Origin of the sequence: Corynebacterium nasorum, assembly GCF_022345765.1 — a bacterium.
GTDB lineage: Bacteria > Actinomycetota > Actinomycetes > Mycobacteriales > Mycobacteriaceae > Corynebacterium > Corynebacterium kefirresidentii.
Map to the genome: position 1 here is coordinate 1 of NZ_JAKRDR010000003.1, position 19,032 is coordinate 19,032.

The 19,032-nt window shown below is 59.4% G+C and carries 23 protein-coding genes; 6 read left to right on the top strand and 17 right to left on the bottom strand.

What is annotated here, in order from left to right; translation table 11 throughout:
• Nucleotides 1-483 precede the first annotated feature (483 nt).
• Together MHK04_RS12240 and MHK04_RS03305 are read right to left on the bottom strand one after the other, a co-directional pair.
• A complete protein-coding gene (locus MHK04_RS12240) occupies nucleotides 484-1,125 on the bottom strand; it encodes an ABC transporter ATP-binding protein (protein ID WP_023021005.1) in 642 nt (213 codons plus the stop codon).
• Between the two features lie 133 nt (nucleotides 1,126-1,258).
• Entirely contained in the window at nucleotides 1,259-1,846 is a 588-nt protein-coding gene (locus tag MHK04_RS03305) for a YdcF family protein (RefSeq protein WP_239207872.1), read from the bottom strand.
• Between the two features lie 54 nt (nucleotides 1,847-1,900).
• Here MHK04_RS03305 and MHK04_RS03310 point away from each other — a divergent pair, with 54 nt between their 5' ends.
• On the top strand, nucleotides 1,901-3,925 hold the full coding sequence (locus MHK04_RS03310) for a TPM domain-containing protein (protein ID WP_239207873.1): 2,025 nt from the start codon (nucleotides 1,901-1,903) through the stop codon (nucleotides 3,923-3,925).
• A gap of 60 nt (nucleotides 3,926-3,985) precedes the next feature.
• Here MHK04_RS03310 and MHK04_RS03315 read toward each other — a convergent pair whose 3' ends face one another.
• From MHK04_RS03315 to MHK04_RS03325, 3 genes are read right to left on the bottom strand one after another with little or no spacing between them, the layout of a single operon-like run.
• Entirely contained in the window at nucleotides 3,986-4,432 is a 447-nt protein-coding gene (locus MHK04_RS03315; RefSeq protein ID WP_200288794.1) for a hypothetical protein, read from the bottom strand.
• The gene (locus MHK04_RS03320) at nucleotides 4,432-4,941 is read right to left on the bottom strand and encodes a hypothetical protein (protein WP_239207874.1); all 510 of its coding nucleotides are present in this window, start codon (nucleotides 4,939-4,941) and stop codon (nucleotides 4,432-4,434) included. Before MHK04_RS03320 ends, MHK04_RS03315 begins: the two co-directional genes overlap by 1 nt.
• Before the next feature lie 2 nt (nucleotides 4,942-4,943).
• A complete protein-coding gene (locus tag MHK04_RS03325; RefSeq protein WP_200288792.1) occupies nucleotides 4,944-6,323 on the bottom strand; it encodes a glycine--tRNA ligase in 1,380 nt (459 codons plus the stop codon).
• Nucleotides 6,324-6,506: 183 nt separating this feature from the next.
• On the opposite strand from MHK04_RS03325, the gene MHK04_RS03330 reads away from it, so the two are divergent.
• Nucleotides 6,507-6,797, top strand: a complete 291-nt coding sequence (locus MHK04_RS03330) for an ArsR/SmtB family transcription factor (protein ID WP_200288791.1) — start codon at nucleotides 6,507-6,509, stop codon at nucleotides 6,795-6,797.
• A 70-nt stretch (nucleotides 6,798-6,867) separates the two neighbouring features.
• Nucleotides 6,868-7,287: a Fur family transcriptional regulator gene (locus MHK04_RS03335; RefSeq protein ID WP_049361563.1), complete on the top strand. Its 420-nt coding sequence runs from the start codon at nucleotides 6,868-6,870 to the stop codon at nucleotides 7,285-7,287.
• A gap of 110 nt (nucleotides 7,288-7,397) precedes the next feature.
• Here MHK04_RS03335 and MHK04_RS03340 read toward each other — a convergent pair whose 3' ends face one another.
• Entirely contained in the window at nucleotides 7,398-8,060 is a 663-nt protein-coding gene (locus MHK04_RS03340) for a CPBP family intramembrane glutamic endopeptidase (RefSeq protein WP_200288790.1), read from the bottom strand.
• 120 nt (nucleotides 8,061-8,180) lie between these two features.
• Between MHK04_RS03340 and MHK04_RS03345 the strand changes: the two genes are divergently transcribed.
• The gene (locus tag MHK04_RS03345; RefSeq protein WP_234288167.1) at nucleotides 8,181-8,648 is read left to right on the top strand and encodes a hypothetical protein; all 468 of its coding nucleotides are present in this window, start codon (nucleotides 8,181-8,183) and stop codon (nucleotides 8,646-8,648) included.
• Between the two features lie 3 nt (nucleotides 8,649-8,651).
• Nucleotides 8,652-8,846 (top strand): type II toxin-antitoxin system RelB family anti-toxin, encoded by a 195-nt coding sequence (relB, locus tag MHK04_RS03350; protein ID WP_239205122.1) that lies wholly within the window; start codon nucleotides 8,652-8,654, stop codon nucleotides 8,844-8,846.
• 24 nt (nucleotides 8,847-8,870) lie between these two features.
• On the opposite strand, the gene MHK04_RS03355 is transcribed toward relB, so the two are convergent.
• The 4 genes from MHK04_RS03355 to MHK04_RS03370 all read right to left on the bottom strand — a co-directional run bounded on the left by MHK04_RS03355 (nucleotide 8,871) and on the right by MHK04_RS03370 (nucleotide 11,726).
• Nucleotides 8,871-9,626 (bottom strand): isoprenyl transferase, encoded by a 756-nt coding sequence (locus tag MHK04_RS03355; RefSeq protein ID WP_200288787.1) that lies wholly within the window; start codon nucleotides 9,624-9,626, stop codon nucleotides 8,871-8,873.
• Between the two features lie 10 nt (nucleotides 9,627-9,636).
• On the bottom strand, nucleotides 9,637-10,353 hold the full coding sequence (gene recO / locus MHK04_RS03360) for a DNA repair protein RecO (protein ID WP_049361567.1): 717 nt from the start codon (nucleotides 10,351-10,353) through the stop codon (nucleotides 9,637-9,639).
• A gap of 6 nt (nucleotides 10,354-10,359) precedes the next feature.
• Nucleotides 10,360-11,397 (bottom strand): GTPase Era, encoded by a 1,038-nt coding sequence (gene era / locus MHK04_RS03365; RefSeq protein ID WP_239207875.1) that lies wholly within the window; start codon nucleotides 11,395-11,397, stop codon nucleotides 10,360-10,362.
• 182 nt (nucleotides 11,398-11,579) lie between these two features.
• Nucleotides 11,580-11,726: a hypothetical protein gene (locus MHK04_RS03370; protein WP_234288166.1), complete on the bottom strand. Its 147-nt coding sequence runs from the start codon at nucleotides 11,724-11,726 to the stop codon at nucleotides 11,580-11,582.
• Here MHK04_RS03370 and MHK04_RS03375 point away from each other — a divergent pair.
• On the top strand, nucleotides 11,725-12,105 hold the full coding sequence (locus MHK04_RS03375; RefSeq protein WP_239207876.1) for a hypothetical protein: 381 nt from the start codon (nucleotides 11,725-11,727) through the stop codon (nucleotides 12,103-12,105). The two genes, MHK04_RS03370 and MHK04_RS03375, sit on opposite strands and share 2 nt — an antisense overlap.
• Before the next feature lie 84 nt (nucleotides 12,106-12,189).
• On the opposite strand, the gene MHK04_RS03380 is transcribed toward MHK04_RS03375, so the two are convergent.
• The 7 genes from MHK04_RS03380 to hrcA form a co-directional block, all read right to left on the bottom strand.
• On the bottom strand, nucleotides 12,190-13,206 hold the full coding sequence (locus MHK04_RS03380; RefSeq protein WP_200288784.1) for a formamidase: 1,017 nt from the start codon (nucleotides 13,204-13,206) through the stop codon (nucleotides 12,190-12,192).
• A gap of 276 nt (nucleotides 13,207-13,482) precedes the next feature.
• Nucleotides 13,483-14,331 (bottom strand): pyridoxal kinase PdxY, encoded by an 849-nt coding sequence (gene pdxY, locus MHK04_RS03385; RefSeq protein WP_200288783.1) that lies wholly within the window; start codon nucleotides 14,329-14,331, stop codon nucleotides 13,483-13,485.
• A 51-nt stretch (nucleotides 14,332-14,382) separates the two neighbouring features.
• Complete coding sequence (gene ybeY / locus MHK04_RS03390) at nucleotides 14,383-15,000, bottom strand: rRNA maturation RNase YbeY (RefSeq protein WP_200288782.1); 618 nt, start codon at nucleotides 14,998-15,000, stop codon at nucleotides 14,383-14,385.
• A complete protein-coding gene (locus tag MHK04_RS03395) occupies nucleotides 14,997-15,977 on the bottom strand; it encodes a PhoH family protein (protein WP_200288781.1) in 981 nt (326 codons plus the stop codon). The genes ybeY and MHK04_RS03395 overlap by 4 nt, the downstream gene beginning before the upstream one ends.
• A 23-nt stretch (nucleotides 15,978-16,000) precedes the next feature.
• A complete protein-coding gene (locus MHK04_RS03400) occupies nucleotides 16,001-16,762 on the bottom strand; it encodes a 16S rRNA (uracil(1498)-N(3))-methyltransferase (RefSeq protein ID WP_200288780.1) in 762 nt (253 codons plus the stop codon).
• Nucleotides 16,762-17,913 (bottom strand): molecular chaperone DnaJ, encoded by a 1,152-nt coding sequence (gene dnaJ, locus MHK04_RS03405; protein ID WP_200288779.1) that lies wholly within the window; start codon nucleotides 17,911-17,913, stop codon nucleotides 16,762-16,764. Before dnaJ ends, MHK04_RS03400 begins: the two co-directional genes overlap by 1 nt.
• 69 nt (nucleotides 17,914-17,982) lie before the next feature.
• Nucleotides 17,983-19,032, bottom strand: coding sequence for a heat-inducible transcriptional repressor HrcA (hrcA, locus tag MHK04_RS03410; RefSeq protein ID WP_200288778.1), 1,050 nt, complete (start codon nucleotides 19,030-19,032; stop codon nucleotides 17,983-17,985).

A 19,032-nucleotide genomic window follows, 5' to 3' on the forward strand; every position in this document is an offset into this window, starting at 1 on the left:
CATGTCGCGTGGGTGCAAAATGAGCTCAACGAAACACCCCGACAAATCCTCGGCGGCGCAACCCCACGTGAAATACTTAACGAACTATTCAAGCGTGGCGCATCCACCGCTTGATTCCGCCCATCAGCACTGGAACCAGAACTGCGCTAACTATTGAAAAGAAAAAATAAACCGTAAGTAGCTCAAGGAATAGCACTCGGCGAATTCGTTTTAATGTTAACCCAAATAAACGAAGCGCCTCATAGTGGTGGCGCCTCCCCTCCACCACATGCCTAAAGCAGTATTTGAGCGCCAGAGCAAAGGGAATGATCGATATGAAAGCCGAATACATCAGCCCCATTGACATAGATTCGGCTACCTTGTCCGCCGCTACTGTGGAGACTAACAGACAGACAAAGAAGAAAAGCACAAACGAGGTAGCTAGTAACGGGATACTCTCCACAAAAGTGCTCTTACGGATCCTCGCTTCCACAGCGCGAAAATTCATTGGTTTACCCCGATTTCCAAAACCTGATCACAAAACTGCGCTAAACGATCATCGTGGGAAACTACCAAGGCGATTGCGTGGTTTCTTACTGTGTAATTATGCAGATATCGCAACACTGAATATGTGTTGTCCTCATCCAAGGCACTCGTCGGTTCGTCTGCGAAAACGAGTTGGGGCTTTTTGGACATTGCCGTTGCTATGGCCGCGCGTTGGCGTTGTCCCCCTGAAAGCTCGTGCGGTAGAGAGGCTCCGTATTCACTCATATTGAGTTGAGCTAGCAAAGAGCTATTAGCGTCCGAGTCCGCAGTGGCTCCGCTTAGCCCTTGTGCGAAGGAAAGGTTTTCGTCGATTGTCAAACAGGGCACTACGCCGGAATCTTGAAACACTATTCCCATCGATTTAGCTCGAAGCCTATCTCTATTTCGAGCAGAAGAGCTCCATAAATCATGTCCGAAAATACTGACGGTTCCTGATGTTGGCTTCTGGAGTCCAGAGATAACGCGAAGCAGCGTGGATTTGCCGGACCCAGAGGCGCCTCGAATCCAAGTGAGGGTACCTGGCTCATGCACAGAGTCGATAGAGAATAGCGGGCTACTTTTCCTGCTTAGCTTTACAGACAGGTTCTCCAGTTTTAACACGCTTTCCTCCTGAGGCTTCGTAGCATTTCAGCGCTGACCAACATGGCTCGGTGTTATTTCCTGATGTAGTGGAAAAGAAACCCTTCTCCCCTAGAAATGCATCGGCAGCTTAAAAAATATCATGCGATGCTTCTTATCGCCGGGGAAAAGAATCCCTATCTTCCTGCTCAATCGTTTGATGCCGCAGCTTTTGATTCGGGCGCAGGAGCTGCTCCACGCGGTAGAACCCATTGCGCAGTGCGGCGGCACCGCGCGGCGGCAGCACTCCGGCTACCAGCGCGTAGGCCACGCCACCGGTTTCGTGGGCAAGATAGCGCCACCAGGGTGTGGAAAAGCGTGCGGCAGGGTAATACGGCGTGCCGGATACGGTGGCTTTTAGTCCTTCCTGGCGGGCGATGAGTGCGGTGCGCAGGCGGTGGAGGGGATCGGTGATGATGGTGGCGTCGGAAAGCGCGAAGGCTTCCTTGGCCGCTTTCAGGGAGCTGCGGGTATCTAGCCCCTGCTCCACCGCGTGGACGGTCAGGTGCGGGAAGTGCTCGCGCAGAAAGGTGCGGCCGACGCCGGCCTCAGTAAACCTATCGCCGGGGAGCTTGCCACCCACGGTAATGACTTCCAACCCCTCGGCCGTGGCTAGCTCGCCGGCATGGCGCAGGCGTCCGGCAAGGATGCGGGAGGGCCGGCCGTCATATTGGGCAGTGCCTAAAACAATTACGTACTTCACTGCCCCATTACACTACCCGCCGAAGAGCTAAGTGGAGCCGGTAAAGTGGTGGGCATGAATTTGAGTGCACGTTTGGGCCGCGCGGCCATCGCCGCTTTCATCTTGGGCTGCACCTCCATCGGTGCGGGCTCTGCCTTTGCCGCTGAAACCACCACCGTGGCGCAGGGCACCGGTACGGCCACCCTCACGGAGAAGGTTACCGATGACGCGGGAGTTTTAAGCACCCAAGAAAAGGCCGAGCTGAGGGAAAAGATTGGCCAGCTGCAAAAGGACGAGCACCGGGTCCTCTTTGTCTACATCACCAATAAGCTAGATACGGATCCGGAAAGCTATGCCGCCCAAGTGGTCAAGGACAAGGGGGAAAACTCTGCGGTGTATGTCCTGTCCGTCGATGACCGCAAAATGGGAGTGCAGACCGGCAAGGATTGGCCCAAGGGCCGGCTCGACCAGATGTATGACGCCGCCTATGACAAGCTGACCAGCGATGAGTACGGTGCTTCCGCCCTCGCGCTTGCCGACGCCGCCCTGGGCAACACCAGCAGCTCCAACTCTTCCGATTCTTCCGGCCTAGCGTGGCTGGGCGGTGGCGCGGCCGCCATTGTCGCCGCCGGTGGCGGAATCATGTACTACTCCCGCCGCAATACTAAGAAGAATAAGGCGCAAACGCTCGAGTCGGCCCGCGAAATCGCCCCGGGCGATACCGATCAGCTCAACCGTTTGTCACTTGAGACCTTGGACCAGTTGGCGCAGGAAGAGTTGGTCTCGACCGATGAGTCCATCCGCCGCGGCAAGGAGGAGCTCAATATCGCACTTTCGGAGTTTGGTCCGGAGCGCGTGCGCCCGTTTACCAAGGCGATGAACCACTCTACTTCTACCCTGCAAAAGGCTTTCCACCTACGCCAGCGCCTAGATGATGCCGTTCCGGAGTCCCCGGCCGAACGCCGCCAGATGCTCGTGGAAATCATCTCCTCGTGCGGACAAGCTGATGATGCCTTAGACACGCAGGCCGCTGAATTTGCCCAGATGCGCGACCTACTTATCCACTCCGATGAGAAACTGGACGAGCTCACCCAGCGCACCGTGGGCCTGCGCGCCCGCCTGCCGGAGGCCGAATCCACGTTGGCTCGGTTGAAGGGCAACTATGACGAGCACGTTTTGTCCTCCATTGCCGATAACCCGGAGCTTGCCGCCGCTTCGCTTGATGAGGCAGAAAAGCTCCTAGAAAAGGCCCGGGGAATCCAGGCCCGGCCGGCCGGCCAGCAGGGCCCGCTGGTGGGGCTCATCCGCGATAGTGAGCATGCCTGCGCGATGACGGATCGCCTAATTTCCGGCGTGGAAAACGCGGAGGAGAATATCGCCACCGCCCGCGCTAACCTCGAGTCCCTCATTGCCGAAGTCGAAGGCGAAATCGACGAGGCCCGCGAGCTCGAACGCCAAGGCAAGGCGCAGGGAACCACGGCGGATTGGAACGCGCTCGAGGAACTGCTCGGCCGCGCTGGCACCGCAGTCACTGAGGCCAAAGCCCACGGCCAGCAGGATCCATTGGGCCAGCACACCGCGCTGACCTCTATCGATACTCAGTTGGATGAGGCGCTTGACCGCGTGCGGGAAAAGACCTCCACCCACGCGCGCCAACTGGATCTCTTCCGCCAGCAGATTTCCGTGGCGGAATCCAATATTCAGGCTGCGGAGGACCTCATTTCCTCCCGCGGGCGCATCATCGGCTCGGGCGCACGCACCGCGCTTGCCGACGCCAAACGTCTCCACGCCCAAGCCCTCCACACCGAGCGCAGCGATATCCGCGCCGCCCTGCAGTCTTCCCGCGAAGCGGTGGCCGCGGCCCAGGCGGCGCTGCAGCGCGCCAAGGATGACATTGACGAGCACCGTCGCCGCCAGCAGCGGCAGCAGATGGGCAACGCGGCCGGCAATATCGTCACCGGTATGGTCCTGGGCCAAATGCTCGGCGGCGGCCGCGGCTTTGGTGGCGGTTTCGGAGGCGGCGGCTTTGGTGGAGGCAGCTTTGGCGGCGGAGACCTCGGCGGCGGCGACGGAGGCGGCTTCCGCGGCGGCTCCTTCTAGCCGAGCAAAGGCCGCCCCGTCTCACTCTCCGTGGGCGGCGCCTTCGTTGATTGCGCCGGACTAGGTGCGCAGGGTGCGCGGGGTGGCGTCGAGAAGCGCACAGGCGTAGCTCAAGAATATGGCGTCGAGCTCCGGCAGCTCACCCACGCTCACCTGCAGTCCGTTTCCCGCCGGGGCGGTGCTGGCAACCTCGGCGCCCGAGCGGCGAGCTACGATGCGGCGCTCGCGGCGGAAAGGGTTGCGGCGTTCTAGCAGGTACTCGCGCTCCCCGCAGGCCGCACGCAGGCGGGTGATGGTAATCCCGGCCTGGGAGACCGAGAAATCCTCGCCCGCGCCCGCCGCGGTCTGCGCGCGCAAGAAGAAGCGCGGGGAGGAGTAATCCAGCGAAGATTCCAAGGTTAGGCGCTCGCCGGCCGCGGTGGCGAGCACACCGTCGCACACGGAAGCCAGTTGCTCCCCCGCGGCACTGCTGAGCGCACCCTCGCCCCAAGTCCACTGCACAGTCATTAGAAGATGAAAAGCGCGAGGATGGCAACGATGGAAGCGAGGACCAAGGTGATGATCCACGCCCAAGCCTTGCCTTGGGTATTGGCATCAAGGATGACGCGGGTAAACCAGCTCAAACCGGCAATTTCGGCGGTGGTGAGTCCTTCGGCTTCGTGCTCGAATTCGAGGATGGACTTGCGCACCCCAGAGTTGCGGGAGGAGAACTGGCCTACCTTGTCATCATCGACATCATCGATGATCCAGTCGCCGCTGTTTTCATTGATGAAGTGAAAAGTGCGGCCGTTGAGCGATGCCTCTAGGCGCTTATCGCGGCCGAGGCGGCCGGCGAGGCGGTAGATGGAGCCGTCGGCAAGCGTGGCAGAGGCGCCAAGGTCACTGACCTCGGTGCGCCAGAAGTGGCCGTCGACCTCCGCGGAATGCTCCGAGAATACGCCCAGCTGCTCCGGGCCGTCTTCGGCCAAGAGCACGGGTTTTGCGCGGTCAGAGCGATCCCAGCTGGTGTAATGCATCCCTAGCACCCAATCAGGCGGGAGGCGAGGTAAGCCTCGAGGTCATCGAGCTTCACGCGCTCCTGCTCCATGGTGTCGCGCTCGCGCACGGTCACGGCATCGTCTTCGAGGGTGTCGAAGTCGAAGGTGACGCAGAACGGGGTGCCAATCTCATCCTGGCGACGGTAGCGGCGGCCGATGGCACCGGAGACGTCAAAGTCCACGTTCCAATAAGCGCGCAGCTTATCGGCCAACTTGCGGGCAGGCTCAGAGAGCTCTTCCTTCTTGGAAAGCGGAAGCACGGCTACCTTGATGGGGGCCAGGCGGCGGTCCAGGCGCAGGACCACGCGCTTATCGGTACCACCCTTGGCGTTGGGAGCTTCTTCCTCGTCGTAGGCATCAACCAGGAAGGCCATCATGGAACGGCCCAATCCGGCGGCCGGCTCGATGACGTACGGGATCCAGCGCTCGTCATTGGCCTGGTCATAGTAGGACAGGTCCTCGCCCGAGCCCTTGGCGTGTACGGACAGGTCATAGTCGGTGCGGTTAGCCACGCCTTCCAGCTCGCCCCACTTGGAGCCCTTGAAGCCAAAGGCGTACTCCACGTCCACGGTGCGCTTGGAGTAGTGGGAGAGCTTTTCCTTCGGGTGCTCGTAAAGGCGCAGGTTTTCTTCCTTGATGCCCAGGTCCACGTACCAGTTATAGCGGTCATCGATCCAGTACTGGTGCCACTCTTCGTCCTCGCCTGGCTTAACGAAGAACTCCATCTCCATCTGCTCGAACTCGCGGGTGCGGAAGATGAAGTTACCTGGGGTAATTTCATTGCGGAAGGACTTGCCAATATTCGCAATGCCAAACGGCGGCTTCATGCGCGAGGAGGTCATCACGTTCTTGAAGTTAACGAAGATGCCCTGTGCGGTCTCCGGACGCAGGTAGTGCAGGCCCTGCTCATCATCGACTGGGCCAAGGAAGGTCTTGAGCAGGCCGGAGAAAGCCTTCGGTTCGGTCCAGTCACCCGGCTGGCCGGTTTCCGGGTCATTGATATCTGCCAGGCCGTTTTCTGGCTCGTGGCCGTGCTTTTCCTCGTAGGCCTCAATGAGGTGGTCGGCACGGTAGCGCTTACCGGTGTGGCGGGATTCCACCAGCGGGTCGGAGAATACTTCAACGTGACCGGAAGATACCCAGACCTGGCGTGGCTGGATGACGGAGGTATCGACACCCACGACGTCTGCGCGGGACTGGACCATGTGGCGCCACCACTGACGCTTGATGTTTTCCTTGAGCTCTACACCAAGAGGGCCGTAGTCCCACGCGGAGCGGGAACCGCCGTAAATTTCACCTGCCTGGTAGACCAAGCCGCGGCGCTTACACAGGTTTACAACGGTATCGATGACGGATGCCATAAGTTTTCGGACTCCTCTGGTAGGGGACAGTCTTGACAATCTCGTTCAGTCTAACCCTAAGCGCTTGCCGGCGGTGGATTAGGGCATGAATTTAATTTGAAATACATACGAGTTATTGAACACATCGGGTAATATAAGGGTGCCCGACAGGTAATAGGTATTTAATTGAAAGTGACATTCCCTATGACGACCACTGATACGGCGATTAATAGTTCTGCGGCCGCCGGCGTGATCGCTGCCCTCGATTCGCCCCTACGCATCGCCATCATCTCCCGCCTGGCCGAACGCGATCACTTTGTACACGAGATCGTCAAAGCCACCGGCAAGTCTCAGCCGCTCATTAGCCAGCACCTGCGCGTTCTCAAGCAAGCGGGCATTGTTGACTCCGAGCGCAGCGGGCGCGAGGTGACCTACTCACTCATTGCGCCGCAGGTATTGGACTTGCTTGCCGACGCCGCCAGGATCGCCTCCTAGCCCTCCCCTCCTTGCATATAAAGCCGCCTGACTATGCAGTTGTTGAAAAAGAATTGATAATATAAAGGTCATGGCTTTACACGACAGTATTCCCAAACTAGGAGCGCGCAATACCAAGCAGCGCACCGCAGTCGTCGAGGTGCTGCGGGATATGGAGAAATTCGCCTCCGCCAAGGAGATCTATCACGAACTTCAGGAGCGGGAGGAAAAGGTGGGTCTGACAACCGTGTACCGCACCCTGCAGTCCCTAACCGATATCGATGCAGTGGACGCGCTCCACATGCCCAATGGCGAAACCCTCTACCGCCATTGCGAGACCGACGCCCATCACCACCACTTGGTATGCACCAAGTGTGGCCGCACCGAGGAAATCGACGGCGGCCCCATTGAAAAGTGGGCGACCTCCGTGGCCAAGGAGTACGGCTTCGAGCTCACCGGCCACGATGCCGAGGTCTTTGGCATCTGCAGCAACTGCGCCGCTTCCGCCTAAGCATCCCCACTCCGCCTAGTGAAGCCGCTCCTCCCCTAGCCCCAGTCTCCACTCCGGAGCCTGGGGTTTTCTTGCGCGGCCCGACTGTGGCAGGGCCTTCCACGCCAAGACTATAGCGCCGAGACCGCAATCAACTGCACGACCACATTATTGACCAAGTGCACAATAAAGCCTGCGCGCAGCGAATTGTGGAAGCGGGTTACAAGCGCGCACCCCATTCCTAGAAACGTCGCATACACCATGACCGGCGGCGCAATATGGACGAGACCAAATAGCAAAGAGCTGAGGATCACGCTGGCAAACGCTGGGACGCTGCGATCTAGATACCCCATCAGCAGGCGGCGAAACACAATTTCTTCCACCAGCGGTGCCAGCAAAAGATAGGAGGCCAAAGAAACGACCACCATGACACCGCGTCCATCTGCTGCAGATGTACTTTCCGAGGGCGATAGCCCCAACAGCGGCCCCACAATCGCGGCAGCGACTCCCGCTACAAAAATGGCGAGAGGAACTTGCCACAATAAGTGCCAACCACGTCGACCTAAGGGAACAAAGCCGAGACTAATTCCCCGACGCTTGAGGTAATACACCAACGCAACAGTCGGCACTACCACTGAAATAACAAGTGCAGCAGGCAGAACTACACCGAGCCCACCCGTGGTCAAACCGGTCTTCAGCATGGCAAAAACTGTCACTACCAATAGGACATCCATTGAGATGATTGCCACTATTCCGATTAGTGCGTCTTTTAGCCTGATGTCGTCTTCTGCCATGCTTTTACCCTAAAAGGCCGTCAATCATCCTTAAGAATGAATTTACCCGGGACAGTAAAGCACCCTTTACAGTAAAGGATGCTTGACATATAGTGGGCGTCAAGCACGCTTTACAATCACTTGTTAGAAGAGGCTTCCTTGCAGACCACCCGCTTTGGCCGCCCCAAGTTTGGCGGCACCCAAACCAAGCTCATCACACTATCCGTTGCAGCAGGCGCGGGCCTTGCTGCAGCCGCCGGTGCCATCGTGGCCGCTTTCGTACACGATGATTCACCGCTACTAGCGTTTGCTGTGTACGCACTGTGCCTATTTCCTGTAGCTACGGCGGCTAGCTGGGGATTCATGGTGGATCGAGACACCATCCGTGGGGCAACACCCGATCCGGAAAATTCCATCGAATCCCATTGGTATTCGCAAGCCTCCGAAAACACCCTGCACGCCATGCTCTTTGGCATCGGCGGACTTGGCATCGCCTCCTCTTTTTGGGATTTCCACGTTTCGGGCACCCTGCTCACTATCATCTTGGGAGTCTTTGTGACCGGCACCTTTGGCATTAGCTACTTTGCCCACAAGCGGGCGGCAAGCTAAGCCATGGACAACCGGCTTAAAGAGATTCGCGAGAGCCAAGGTCTCTCCCAGCAGGGCTTAGCCACGGAGCTAGGCGTATCGCGCCAAACGGTCATCAGTATTGAAAAGGGGCGCTACGATCCTTCGCTCCCCCTCGCATTTCAGATCGCGCGCCACTTTTCCTGCCGAATCGAGGACATCTTTATCCCCGAGGTATAAAGCACACCACTTTGGTGCTGCGCGTTACTTCTTAACGCCACCGAAGCGGCGGTCGCGCCGCGCGTATTCCTCGATGGCGGCGAAGAGATCCTCCGGGGTGAAATCTGGGAAGAGCTTATCCTGGTAAATCATCTCCGCATAAGCCGACTGCCACAGTAGGAAGTTAGATGTGCGCTTCTCCCCGGACGGGCGCAGGAAGAGATCCACATCCGGCATGCCCGGATCATAGAGATGCTGCGCTATGGTTTCTTCCTTAATATCGCGCGGGTTGAGCTCGCCGGCTGCAACTTGCTTGGCGATGTCCCGGAAACCATCCACCAGCTCTGCCCTACCGCCGTAGTTCACGCACATGGCCAAGGTCATCTTGGTGTTATCCTTGGTCAGCTCCTGGGCAGCCTCGAGCTCCTTAATAACCGAGCGCCATAGGCGCGGGCGGCGCCCAGCCCACACCACGCGCACACCGCGCTCATTGAGCCACTCACGCTGGCGGCGCAGCACATCGCGGTTAAAGCCCATAAGGAAGCGGACCTCCTCGGGGCTGCGGCGCCAATTCTCCGTAGAGAAGGCATATGCCGAAAGATAAGGAACGCCGGCGGCCAGGCAGGCATCGACGACGTCAAGAAGCACGGCTTCGCCGCGCCTATGCCCCTCGGTGCGCTTCATGCCCTTCTCTTGGGCCCAGCGGCCATTGCCGTCCATAACCAGCGCAATATGGCGCGGCATGAACTCATCCGGGATATTCGGCGGGGTCAAAGTGCGGTTCGGGTCTGGCGTAATCACGGGCTATATTCTACTGCTCCATTACCTGCAATGCGGAAACATTGCGCTCCATGTGCCACTGCAGGTGCGCCCGCGCTAGGCGATGCCCCTCCTGCTTTTGCGCATTCGTGGGATTCGTCGGGTAGTTATGCGCTAAAAGCCACAGGTGATGCAGCGTTTCCGGATCCACCTCGGCTGCACCCGGCGGCCGGCATTCGTGGCACGCCGCCCCGCCGACTGCCGGGTGAAAGGCGTGGTGCGGGCCGGGCCGGTTGCACTGGGCACAGTTGAAAAGGCTCGGCGCCCAACCGGCATGCGCCATCGCCTGCAGCAAGAAGGCATCCAGAGTCATGGTTGGGTCCGCAGTTTGCAGCCGCTCCAAGGTCGCGGTGACGGATTCGTAGAGGTAGGGGTCATGGGCGGCGTCGGCAAAAGCCAGGCGCTCGGCTGACTCCAGCACCGCGCAGGCCGCCGTGTAACGCTCATAGTCCTCGATGAGGCGCGCGCCAAAGTAATCCACCGTATCCGCTTGGGAAATGGTGGCTAGGTTCTTGCCCACGTACAGCTGAACATCAAGGTTGACGAAGAGCTGCAGGCGCGAGCCAAAGCGCGACTTGGCACGGCGCACGCCCTTGGCCACCGCGCGCACGAGGCCGTGATCGCGGGTGAGTAGGACAATGACGCGATCGGCCTCACCAAAATCGTAGGTGCGGATGACCACTGCGCGGTCACGATAGTTCTCGCGCATAGTGATTTAAAACCCGAGCCTACCCAGCGACTTCGGGTCAGACTGCCAATTTTTCAGCACTTTAATGCGCAGGTCTAGGTATACGTTCTGGCCCAGCAGCTGAATAATTTCCTTGCGGGCGTTGCCCACAATGCGGCGGAAGCGCAGTCCATCCTTGCCTTCGATAATGCGCTTTTGGCCAGGCCGCTCCAAATACAAAATGGCGTGAATATCCAGCACGCCCTCACGGGTGCGCGATGGCAACATCTCATCCACCTGCACCGCCACCGAGTGCGGCAGCTCCGCCTTCAAGCCGGATAATGCAGCCTCACGAATGAGTTCCTCGATGCGCTTTTCCTGACCTTCATCAGTGATGTGATCATCCGGGTAGAATTTCGGGCCTTCTGGCAGGTGATCCACGATGACCTGCACGAGCTCATCAAGCTGTACACCTTCCTTGGAGGACACCGGGATGACTACCGCATTCGGGTCATCTTGGGAAAGTAGCTCGTGCAGGGCCAAAAGCTGTGCGCCTACCTGGTCTTTGCTGGCTTTATCCAGTTTGGTGACGATGCCGATGATCGGCGTCTTCGGCGCAATGGAGCGCACGTTGTCCAGGATCCAGCGGTCACCCGGGCCAATCTTCTCATCGGCCGGGATGGTCAGGCCAATGACATCCACATCGGCGTAGGTATCCTTGACTACCTCATTGAGGCGCTCACCCAACAGGGTGCGCGGGCGGTGTAGGCCCGGCGTATCCACGACGATTACTTGGGCATCTTCGCGGTGTACCAAGCCACGGATGGTGTGGCGGGTGGTCTCCGGCTGGTCAGCCGTAATCGCAATCTTCTGACCTACCAGGGCATTGGTCAGCGTCGATTTACCGGTATTCGGGCGGCCGACAAAGGACACGAAGCCGGAACGGAATCCTTCCGGGGTGTCGGTGTACTGCGAATAGTCAAGCGGGGCGGCCGCATTCTCGGCGCCTTCCGGCACGGCATCATCGGGGTCTTCTGGAAGACCCTCGAATGCCGCATCAAACTGTGCATCAAAATCAGAACTCATTACCCGCAATAATAGCCCACAGAGCCAAAATCTCCGATTAGTTCACGGCCAATTTCTACCAGCGGTACAGAATAGGGCTAATCTATGGAGAAACCTCTTCTCCCCAGCACAAACCGTGCTGCCTCCCCGGAAAGGCTCCTCCATGCCCCGCACCTCTCCTGCGCTCATTTTGAGCGCTGCTCTTACCCTCTTCCTCTCCGCCTGCTCCTCCCCGATTCCGAGCCATCAGCAGAGACGAGCACTACCTCTGCGACGACCTCTTCTTCGTCCGCCACCAGCTCTTCGAGTACGGCCTCTTCTGCTGCTACCAGCAGCGGCGAAGAGAGCATGCCTGAAGAACCTGCAAATAGCGTTGCTGCAGAGCCAGAGACCCAGGCCGAGGCTGCAGCTGCGGAGCCAGAGTTGCTGTATTGCGATGACGGGCTAGGCGCGTTTGGCCATTTTTCCGATGGCTCTTGGCACCCAACTGAGCTCTGCAACACTCCAGAGCTACAAAGAGCTGTTCGGGCTGAAGAAGTCTGCGGTGGTCCAGGCGGACAATATAAGTACCCCGAAGAATGGGCCGAGCTGTGCAATGGAGGCCTTCCGCCTTCAGATTCGCTTAATGACTATGGCGACGTAGATGCCGGATACACACCAGAGTCTGACGCAGTGTTAGATACGCCAACCGATGCCGATACAGGTGCGGTAGAAGGCGACGAGTATTAGCAGCAAAAAGACCGCACGCTGGACAACACCAAAGCCCTGCGCCCGTCGAAACGGGTGCAGGGCTTGCCGCTAAATTAGTGAAGCTTACTTAAACTCGTCCGGCAGCGGTCCAAGCTGCGGGCCGTCTGGGTAGTACTTCCAGCCGTCCTTGATGCGGACGTCATCGGCCCAAGGGAGCTTGTACTCGCCCTTGGCTAGGTCCTCGACCCAGGTGAGATAGTTTTCGGTCTTGCCGCCGGGGTAGCCAACGTAGCCGCGGTTACCCAGGTTGAAGATGTTGTTTTCAAGGCCCCAGTTGATGCGAGCCTTATCGGCCAATTCTGGGAAGATTTCGGCGGTGACGATTTCACCGGGGTTGCGGTGACCCTCAGAAATCATGTGGCCATCGTAGTTGCAGACGTTGCCCTCACCGAAGTAGTAGAAGGTGTTGTCATAGCCAGCCAGGTTCACCGAAGCAGTGAACATGAGGTTCTGGAAGGCATTGGTCTTATTGGTCATGATCCACTGATCCTGGGTCTGCGTGGAGTAGCCAGAAATGCGGATATAGACATTGGCGCCCTTATAAGCGGCCTCGCGTGCCAGCTCGGGGAACATGCCATCGTGGCAGATATTCACGGCGAGCTTGGAACCCTTGGGACCGTCACATACCGGCATACCCAAATCGCCTGGGTACCACGGTTCGATAGGAGTCCATGGCTGGAGCTTGCGGTAGTGCAGCGCAATTTCGCCATCGGAGTTGATGATGATGGCGGTATTAAATGGCGGCTTTCCTTCCTCATGGTTGGGCTCCATGATGGAGAAGACGCCCCAAACGTCATTTTCCTTACAAGCCTGCTTGAACTGATCTACCTTGGGATCATCGAGACCAATGAGGAATTCATCATAGGACCAAATCTTGGTGTTGAGACCGGAGGAAGAATATTCCGGGAAGACAATGAGATCGAGATCTGGGTAGCCCGCCTTGGTGGAGGCAACCATGCGGCAGATTTCATCCACGCTGGCTTGGACGTCCTCTGGGGTGTTAACCACGGGGACGGGGTACTGAATGAGTGCCATCAAAAGGCCGTCGGGAGAGGCGCTGATGCTTCCGGTACTAGACATGGTGAGCTCCTTCTACTTGATGAGAACGTGACTGCCGCCATATTAATAGGGCATGGTGCGCCATACCACTTTTAAGCAGGCGTGGGTGTCTCATATGAGAGACTCGGAAAGTAATACAAGGAGCAGATAAAGAAAGCCGAGCTGAGGCTGCATCCTCAGCTCGGCCAAATCAAGCTAGACCTAGCGTGGCATTACGCCGCAGTGCTGCGCTAGGCAACCTAACCTCTCACTGGATAGGGTCCGCAACAATGGGCTTTCCGTAGAGATTGCCCAGGCCTAAAGCTCCTCCGCGTGGAACTGCATGCGCGGGTGTGCGAATACATCCTGAGACTGGATGAGCTGAAGCTCAGCAGTCTCGGCCTCATAGGTGTTTTCCAGCAGGTCGTAGACAGAGGAGGCGGTGCGGCGCAAGGACTCCTTAACGTCGCTGGTCTCGGTGTAGTGGCCGGTAAACAAGGCGGCGGTGACATCGCCGGAGCCGTTACGCTTAAACGGCAATAGTGGCGTGGACACTAGGAAGGCGCGGTCGCCGTCAACGGCGAGCATCTCAATCTGGCCCTCTGGAGTTTCGGGACGCTTGACGGAGGTAACCAGAACGGTCTTTGGACCGATTTCCTGCGCCTTCTTCACCGCGGCGAGGGTCTGATCGAGGGTACCGACCTCGGAATCGGTGAGGTAGCCCAGCTCAAATTGGTTGGGGGTGATGATATCGGCAACGGGCACAACGCGGTCACGCAGCAGCGGCGGGATCTCATCGGAGACAAAGCAACCGGACTTAGCATTGCCCATTACAGGATCGCAGGCGTAAAGCGCCTTGGGGTTAGCGGCCTTAATGCGGCGGACGGTTTCCACGATGGCGTCGGCAATGTCGGCGCCGCCCTGGTAGCCAGACAGAATGGCGTCAATCTGTGGGAAGGCACCGCGCTTTTCAATGCCATCGATAATGGAGGTGACATCGCTGGCCGGAATCATCGGCCCGCCCCAGTCACCGTAGCCAGTGTGGTTGGAGAAATTCACCGTGTGGACCGGCCATACTTCATGGCCGGCGCGCTGCAGAGGAAAGACGGCCGCAGAGTTGCCAACGTGGCCGTAGGTGACGTGGGACTGGATGGAAAGGATAGTCATAGGTTTCCATTGTGCTATGCGGCGCACGCGCTCACAAAAGAAAGCGAAAAATTATTCTTCCGGGCGATCTTGTGGTTCTCCCACCGCAGGTATTCCCCCACCGGGAACCTGCTTGTCCAGGTTGGCGCGTTCGGCGGCATCGGGAAAAGCCTTCGGCCCGGAAGGCTTGGGCTGATAAGCCACGCCACGATCGGCCACATCGTCGTACCAATCCGCAAGCAGCTCGTTTTGGCGGCCGAACATTTCCTTTTCCTCGGCCGGAGTGGAGTGGTCATAGCCCAGCAGGTGCAGGCAGCCGTGGACCGTAAGCAGGGCAAGCTCGTGACCTAGGGAGTGCCCAGCGGCATCGGCCTGGCGCAATGCGAATTCGGGGCACAACACAATATCGCCCAACATGGCCGGGCCTGGATCGGCGGCATCCGGGCGGCCGCCACCAGCAATCGCACCGGGGGTGAGCTCATCCATGGGGAAGCTCATGACATCGGTAGGGCCTTCCAGGTCCATCCAGCGCACGTGGAGATCCTCGATGGTCTTCAAATCCACGCAGGTAATTGTGCACTCGGCATCGGGGTTGATGTCCATGGCGCCGAAGGCATAAGAGGCGACGTCAATCAGCATCTCCTCATTGACGCCTTCGAAGCCGGACTCATTGAGAAACTCGATACTCATTCCATTCCCTCGTATTCTGCGGCTTTCTTATTATCAAAGGTCTCATAGGCATTGACAATGCGCCCGACCAGCTGATGGCGCACCACGTCTTTCGCGCCTAGGTCCGCGAAGTGAATATCCTCCACGTTGCGCAGGATGCGGCGCACGATGCGCAGGCCGGAGACCTGGCCATGCGGGAGGTCTACCTGGGAGACGTCGCCGGTGACCACGATCTTGGAGCCAAAGCCCAGGCGGGTGAGGAACATCTTCATCTGCGCGGGCGTGGTGTTTTGGGCTTCGTCAAGGATGACAAACGCATCGTTCAATGTGCGGCCGCGCATATAAGCTAGCGGGGCGACCTCGATGATGCCGGCCTCCATGAGCTTAGGGATCATCTCTGGATCGAGCATGTCCCGCAGGGCGTCGTATAGCGGGCGCAGGTACGGATCAATCTTGTCATTGAGCGTGCCCGGCAAAAAGCCCAGCTTCTCCCCTGCCTCCACAGCCGGGCGGGTGAGAATAATGCGCGAGACCTGCTTGGTTTGCAGAGCCTGCACCGCCTTGGCTACCGCGAGGTAGGTCTTGCCGGAGCCGGCTGGTCCGATACCAAAGACCACCGTATTATCGTCGATGGCCTGCACGTATTCAGACTGGCCCACCGTCTTTGGGCGGACGGCCTTGCCACGGCGCTTGACGATGTCCGCCGCCAGCGCCGCCGAAACCGACTGCGGCGCCTCTACCGCCACCATGTCCATCGTGTGCTTGACCGTATCGGTGGATACGGCGTGGCCACGGCGGGCGATGGCTTCGAGCTCGTCGAGGATCTTCGCGGCGCGGGCCACCTCATAATCGGGACCGGTGATAGTAACGACATTGCCGCGGGCAAAAAGGTCCGCATCCAGGCGGTTATTGAGCACGCGCAAGTTATCGTCCGCGCTACCCAGCACGATGCTGACGTAGGCGGAATCTAGCTCACATTTCTTCGTGATGATAGGCACGTGCTTTAGGCTACCAGCGCCGGCTACCACCGCTGGGTGCGCATGCCGATTGCCGCCAGCGCCACCATTGCCGCGCTGGCTGTGCGCAGCACCTCCGGGCCGAGCTTGATAGGCGTGGCGCCGGCCTCCTTGAGGCGATCGAGCTCGGCGTCACCGATGCCGCCCTCGGGGCCGACGAGCAGAACGACATCGTCTGCGAGCGTGACATCCTTGATGGAGGCGGTGGCTTCTTCATGCAGGACAAGCACGGTGGGTGCAGCCGCCGCATCACCGGCGGCACGGTCGCGGCTGAGTTCTTGGACGAGCTGCGGGGTGGTCAGCGGGCCGCGCACCTGGGGGATGCGGGCGCGGCGGGATTGCTTGGCCGCAGAATCTGCGGCCGCCTGCCACTTGGCCACCGCTTTTGGTGCCTTCTTGCCGTCCCATTTGGCCACGCAGCGGTCTGCCTGCCAGGCGATAATCTCATCGGCGCCGGCTTGGGTGGCCAGATCCACGGCGAGCTCGGCACGCTCGGACTTCGGGATGGCCTGCACCACGGTCACCCGCGGGGTGGGCTCAGGCGTGGTGACGATGGACTCAACCATGCCCTCTAGGGAGTCCTTGCCCGTGGCGGCGGTGATGGTGAGGGTGAGGCGGATACCGGTGCCGTCGATAAGCTCGAGGCGCTCGCCCTCCCCCATGCGCTTGACCGTCACGGCGTGGCGGGCCTCCGGGCCAGAGAGGCTGAAGGCCTCGCCGGTGCGCGCGGCGGAAAGGTCCGGGTGGATGAAGACGGGGAGCGACATTAGCGGCGGAACTTATCGCGGATGCGGCTGAAGAAGGATTCCTCTTGACCGTCGCCGGTGGTGCGCACGCGCGCGCCCTCGTCGCGGGAGTTGCGAATCTTCTCCAGGGACTCGCGGGTCTTGCGGTCCAGGTCCTTTGGCACGACGACGTCCACGTGGGCAAAGAGGTTGCCAAAGCCATCGGTGCGCAGGCGCGGCATGCCGGCACCGTCGACCTTGATGGACTCACCCGGCTGGGTGCCCGGTTCGATATCGATCGTGAGCTCTTCGCCATTGAGCTGGTCGATGGTGAAGTTGGTGCCCAAGGCGGCGTCAATCATCGGCACGCGCACGGTGAGGTTCAAATCATCGGCGTTGCGCTGGAAGACGGGGTGCTCCTCCGTGTGGACCTCAACATAGAGGTCACCGGCTGGGCCGCCGCCGTGGCCGACCTCGCCCTGGGACGCCATGCGGATGCGCATGCCGTCGTTGATGCCGGCCGGGATATTAACGGTAATATCGCGACGCTTCTTCACGCGGCCGTCGCCGGCGCAGTGGTTGCATGGATCGGTGATGACCTCGCCAAAGCCCTGGCACTTCGGGCACGGGCGGGTGGTCATCACGTTGCCCAAGAAGCTGCGCTGCATCTCCTGGATTTCGCCCATGCCATTGCAATTATCGCAGGTAACCGGCTTGGACTTGGACTCAGAGCCGGTGCCGCCGCAGGTATCACACAGCACGGCGGTATCCACGGTGACCTTCTTCTTCAAGCCGGTATAGGCCTCTTCCAAGGTAATGCGAGTGCGCAGCAGGGCATCATTGCCCGGTTGGACGCGGGACTTCGGGCCGCGGGAGCCGCCAGCACCGCCGCCAAAGAACTCGGCGAAGATATCGCCCAGGCCGCCGCCACCGAAGCCGCCAAATCCACCCGCACCGGCGCCACCGCCGCCTTGTTCCATGGGGTCGCCGCCCATGTCCACGATCTGGCGCTTTTGCGGATCCAGTAGGACCTCCTGAGCCAGCGCGGCATCGCGGAACTTCTCAGCCGCGGTTTCATCATCCGGGTTTAGATCCGGGTGATACTTGCGGGCCATTTTGCGGTAGGCCTTCTTAATCTCCTGGTCAGTTGCGTTTTTATCAACACCGAGGATGCCGTAATAGTCACGAGCCACTGTAAGAGATATTCCTTCTAATTCGTCTTGTTGGGGTTAACTTGAAAAAATAATGCGCGGCCAGCTAGTTTACTCGCACTGCTCGCCGGCCAAAATTTCGCTCACATACCGTGCAACGGCAGAGACCTTAGAGATTGTTCCCGAGTAATCCATAAAGGTAGGCCCCACCACGCCAAGGCCGCCGAGCGTGGCCACCTCATCGCCGGTGCCGAGACCATAGCCCGTGGCCACAACGGAGGCTTGGCGCAACTGGTCTTCTTCGTTTTCCTCGCCGATGACCACGGAGACGTTGCCTAGATCCGGCACACGGGCAAGCAGCTTGAGGACGACGACCTGTTCTTCCAACGCCTCAATAATCTTGGGTAAACCTTCTGGGAACTCGCGGGCCACGCGCGTCAGGTTGGAGGCACCGGCCATAATCAGCCGGTCGGAGGGCTGCTCCACTAGGGTCTCGATGAGCGTGGTGGCCACCTTGAGCACATGGTGGCGGATATCCAAGGGAGCCTCGTCGACGAGGTGGGCAAGTTCCACGGAGGCGTCGCTAAGCGTCTTGCCTACCAGCGCACTATTGACGATGTCACGCAGGCGGAAGGTCTGATCCTGGTCAATGATTTCATCGAGCTCCACGTTGCGCTGGTCCACGCGGCCGTTATCGGTAATAAGCACCAGCAGCAGGCGCACTGGGGACAGCGCCACAACCTCGCAGTGCTTTACGCGCGAGACCTTAAGGTTGGGCAGCTGGACGACGGCCGCCTGCTTTGTCACCTGCGCCAATAGCTGCACCGAGCGACGCAGCACGTCTTCCAAGTCCACGCCGCCTTCCAAAAAACTGAGCATCGCGCGGCGCTCCGGGGTCGAAAGCGGCTTGACCTCATGGAGGGAGTCGACAAAATGGCGGTAGCCCTGCTGGGTGGGCACGCGGCCGGAGCTGGCGTGCTGTTGGGCGATAAGGCCCTGGGATTCCAGCACGGCCATATCATTGCGGATCGTGGCCGAAGAAACACCTAACTGGTAGCGCTCCAGCAGCGTTTTAGAACCGACCGGTTCTTGGGAGGCAATATAGTCCGCCACGATGGCGCGCAGGACTTCCTTGCGGCGGGCATCGGTTGAGGTAGACAC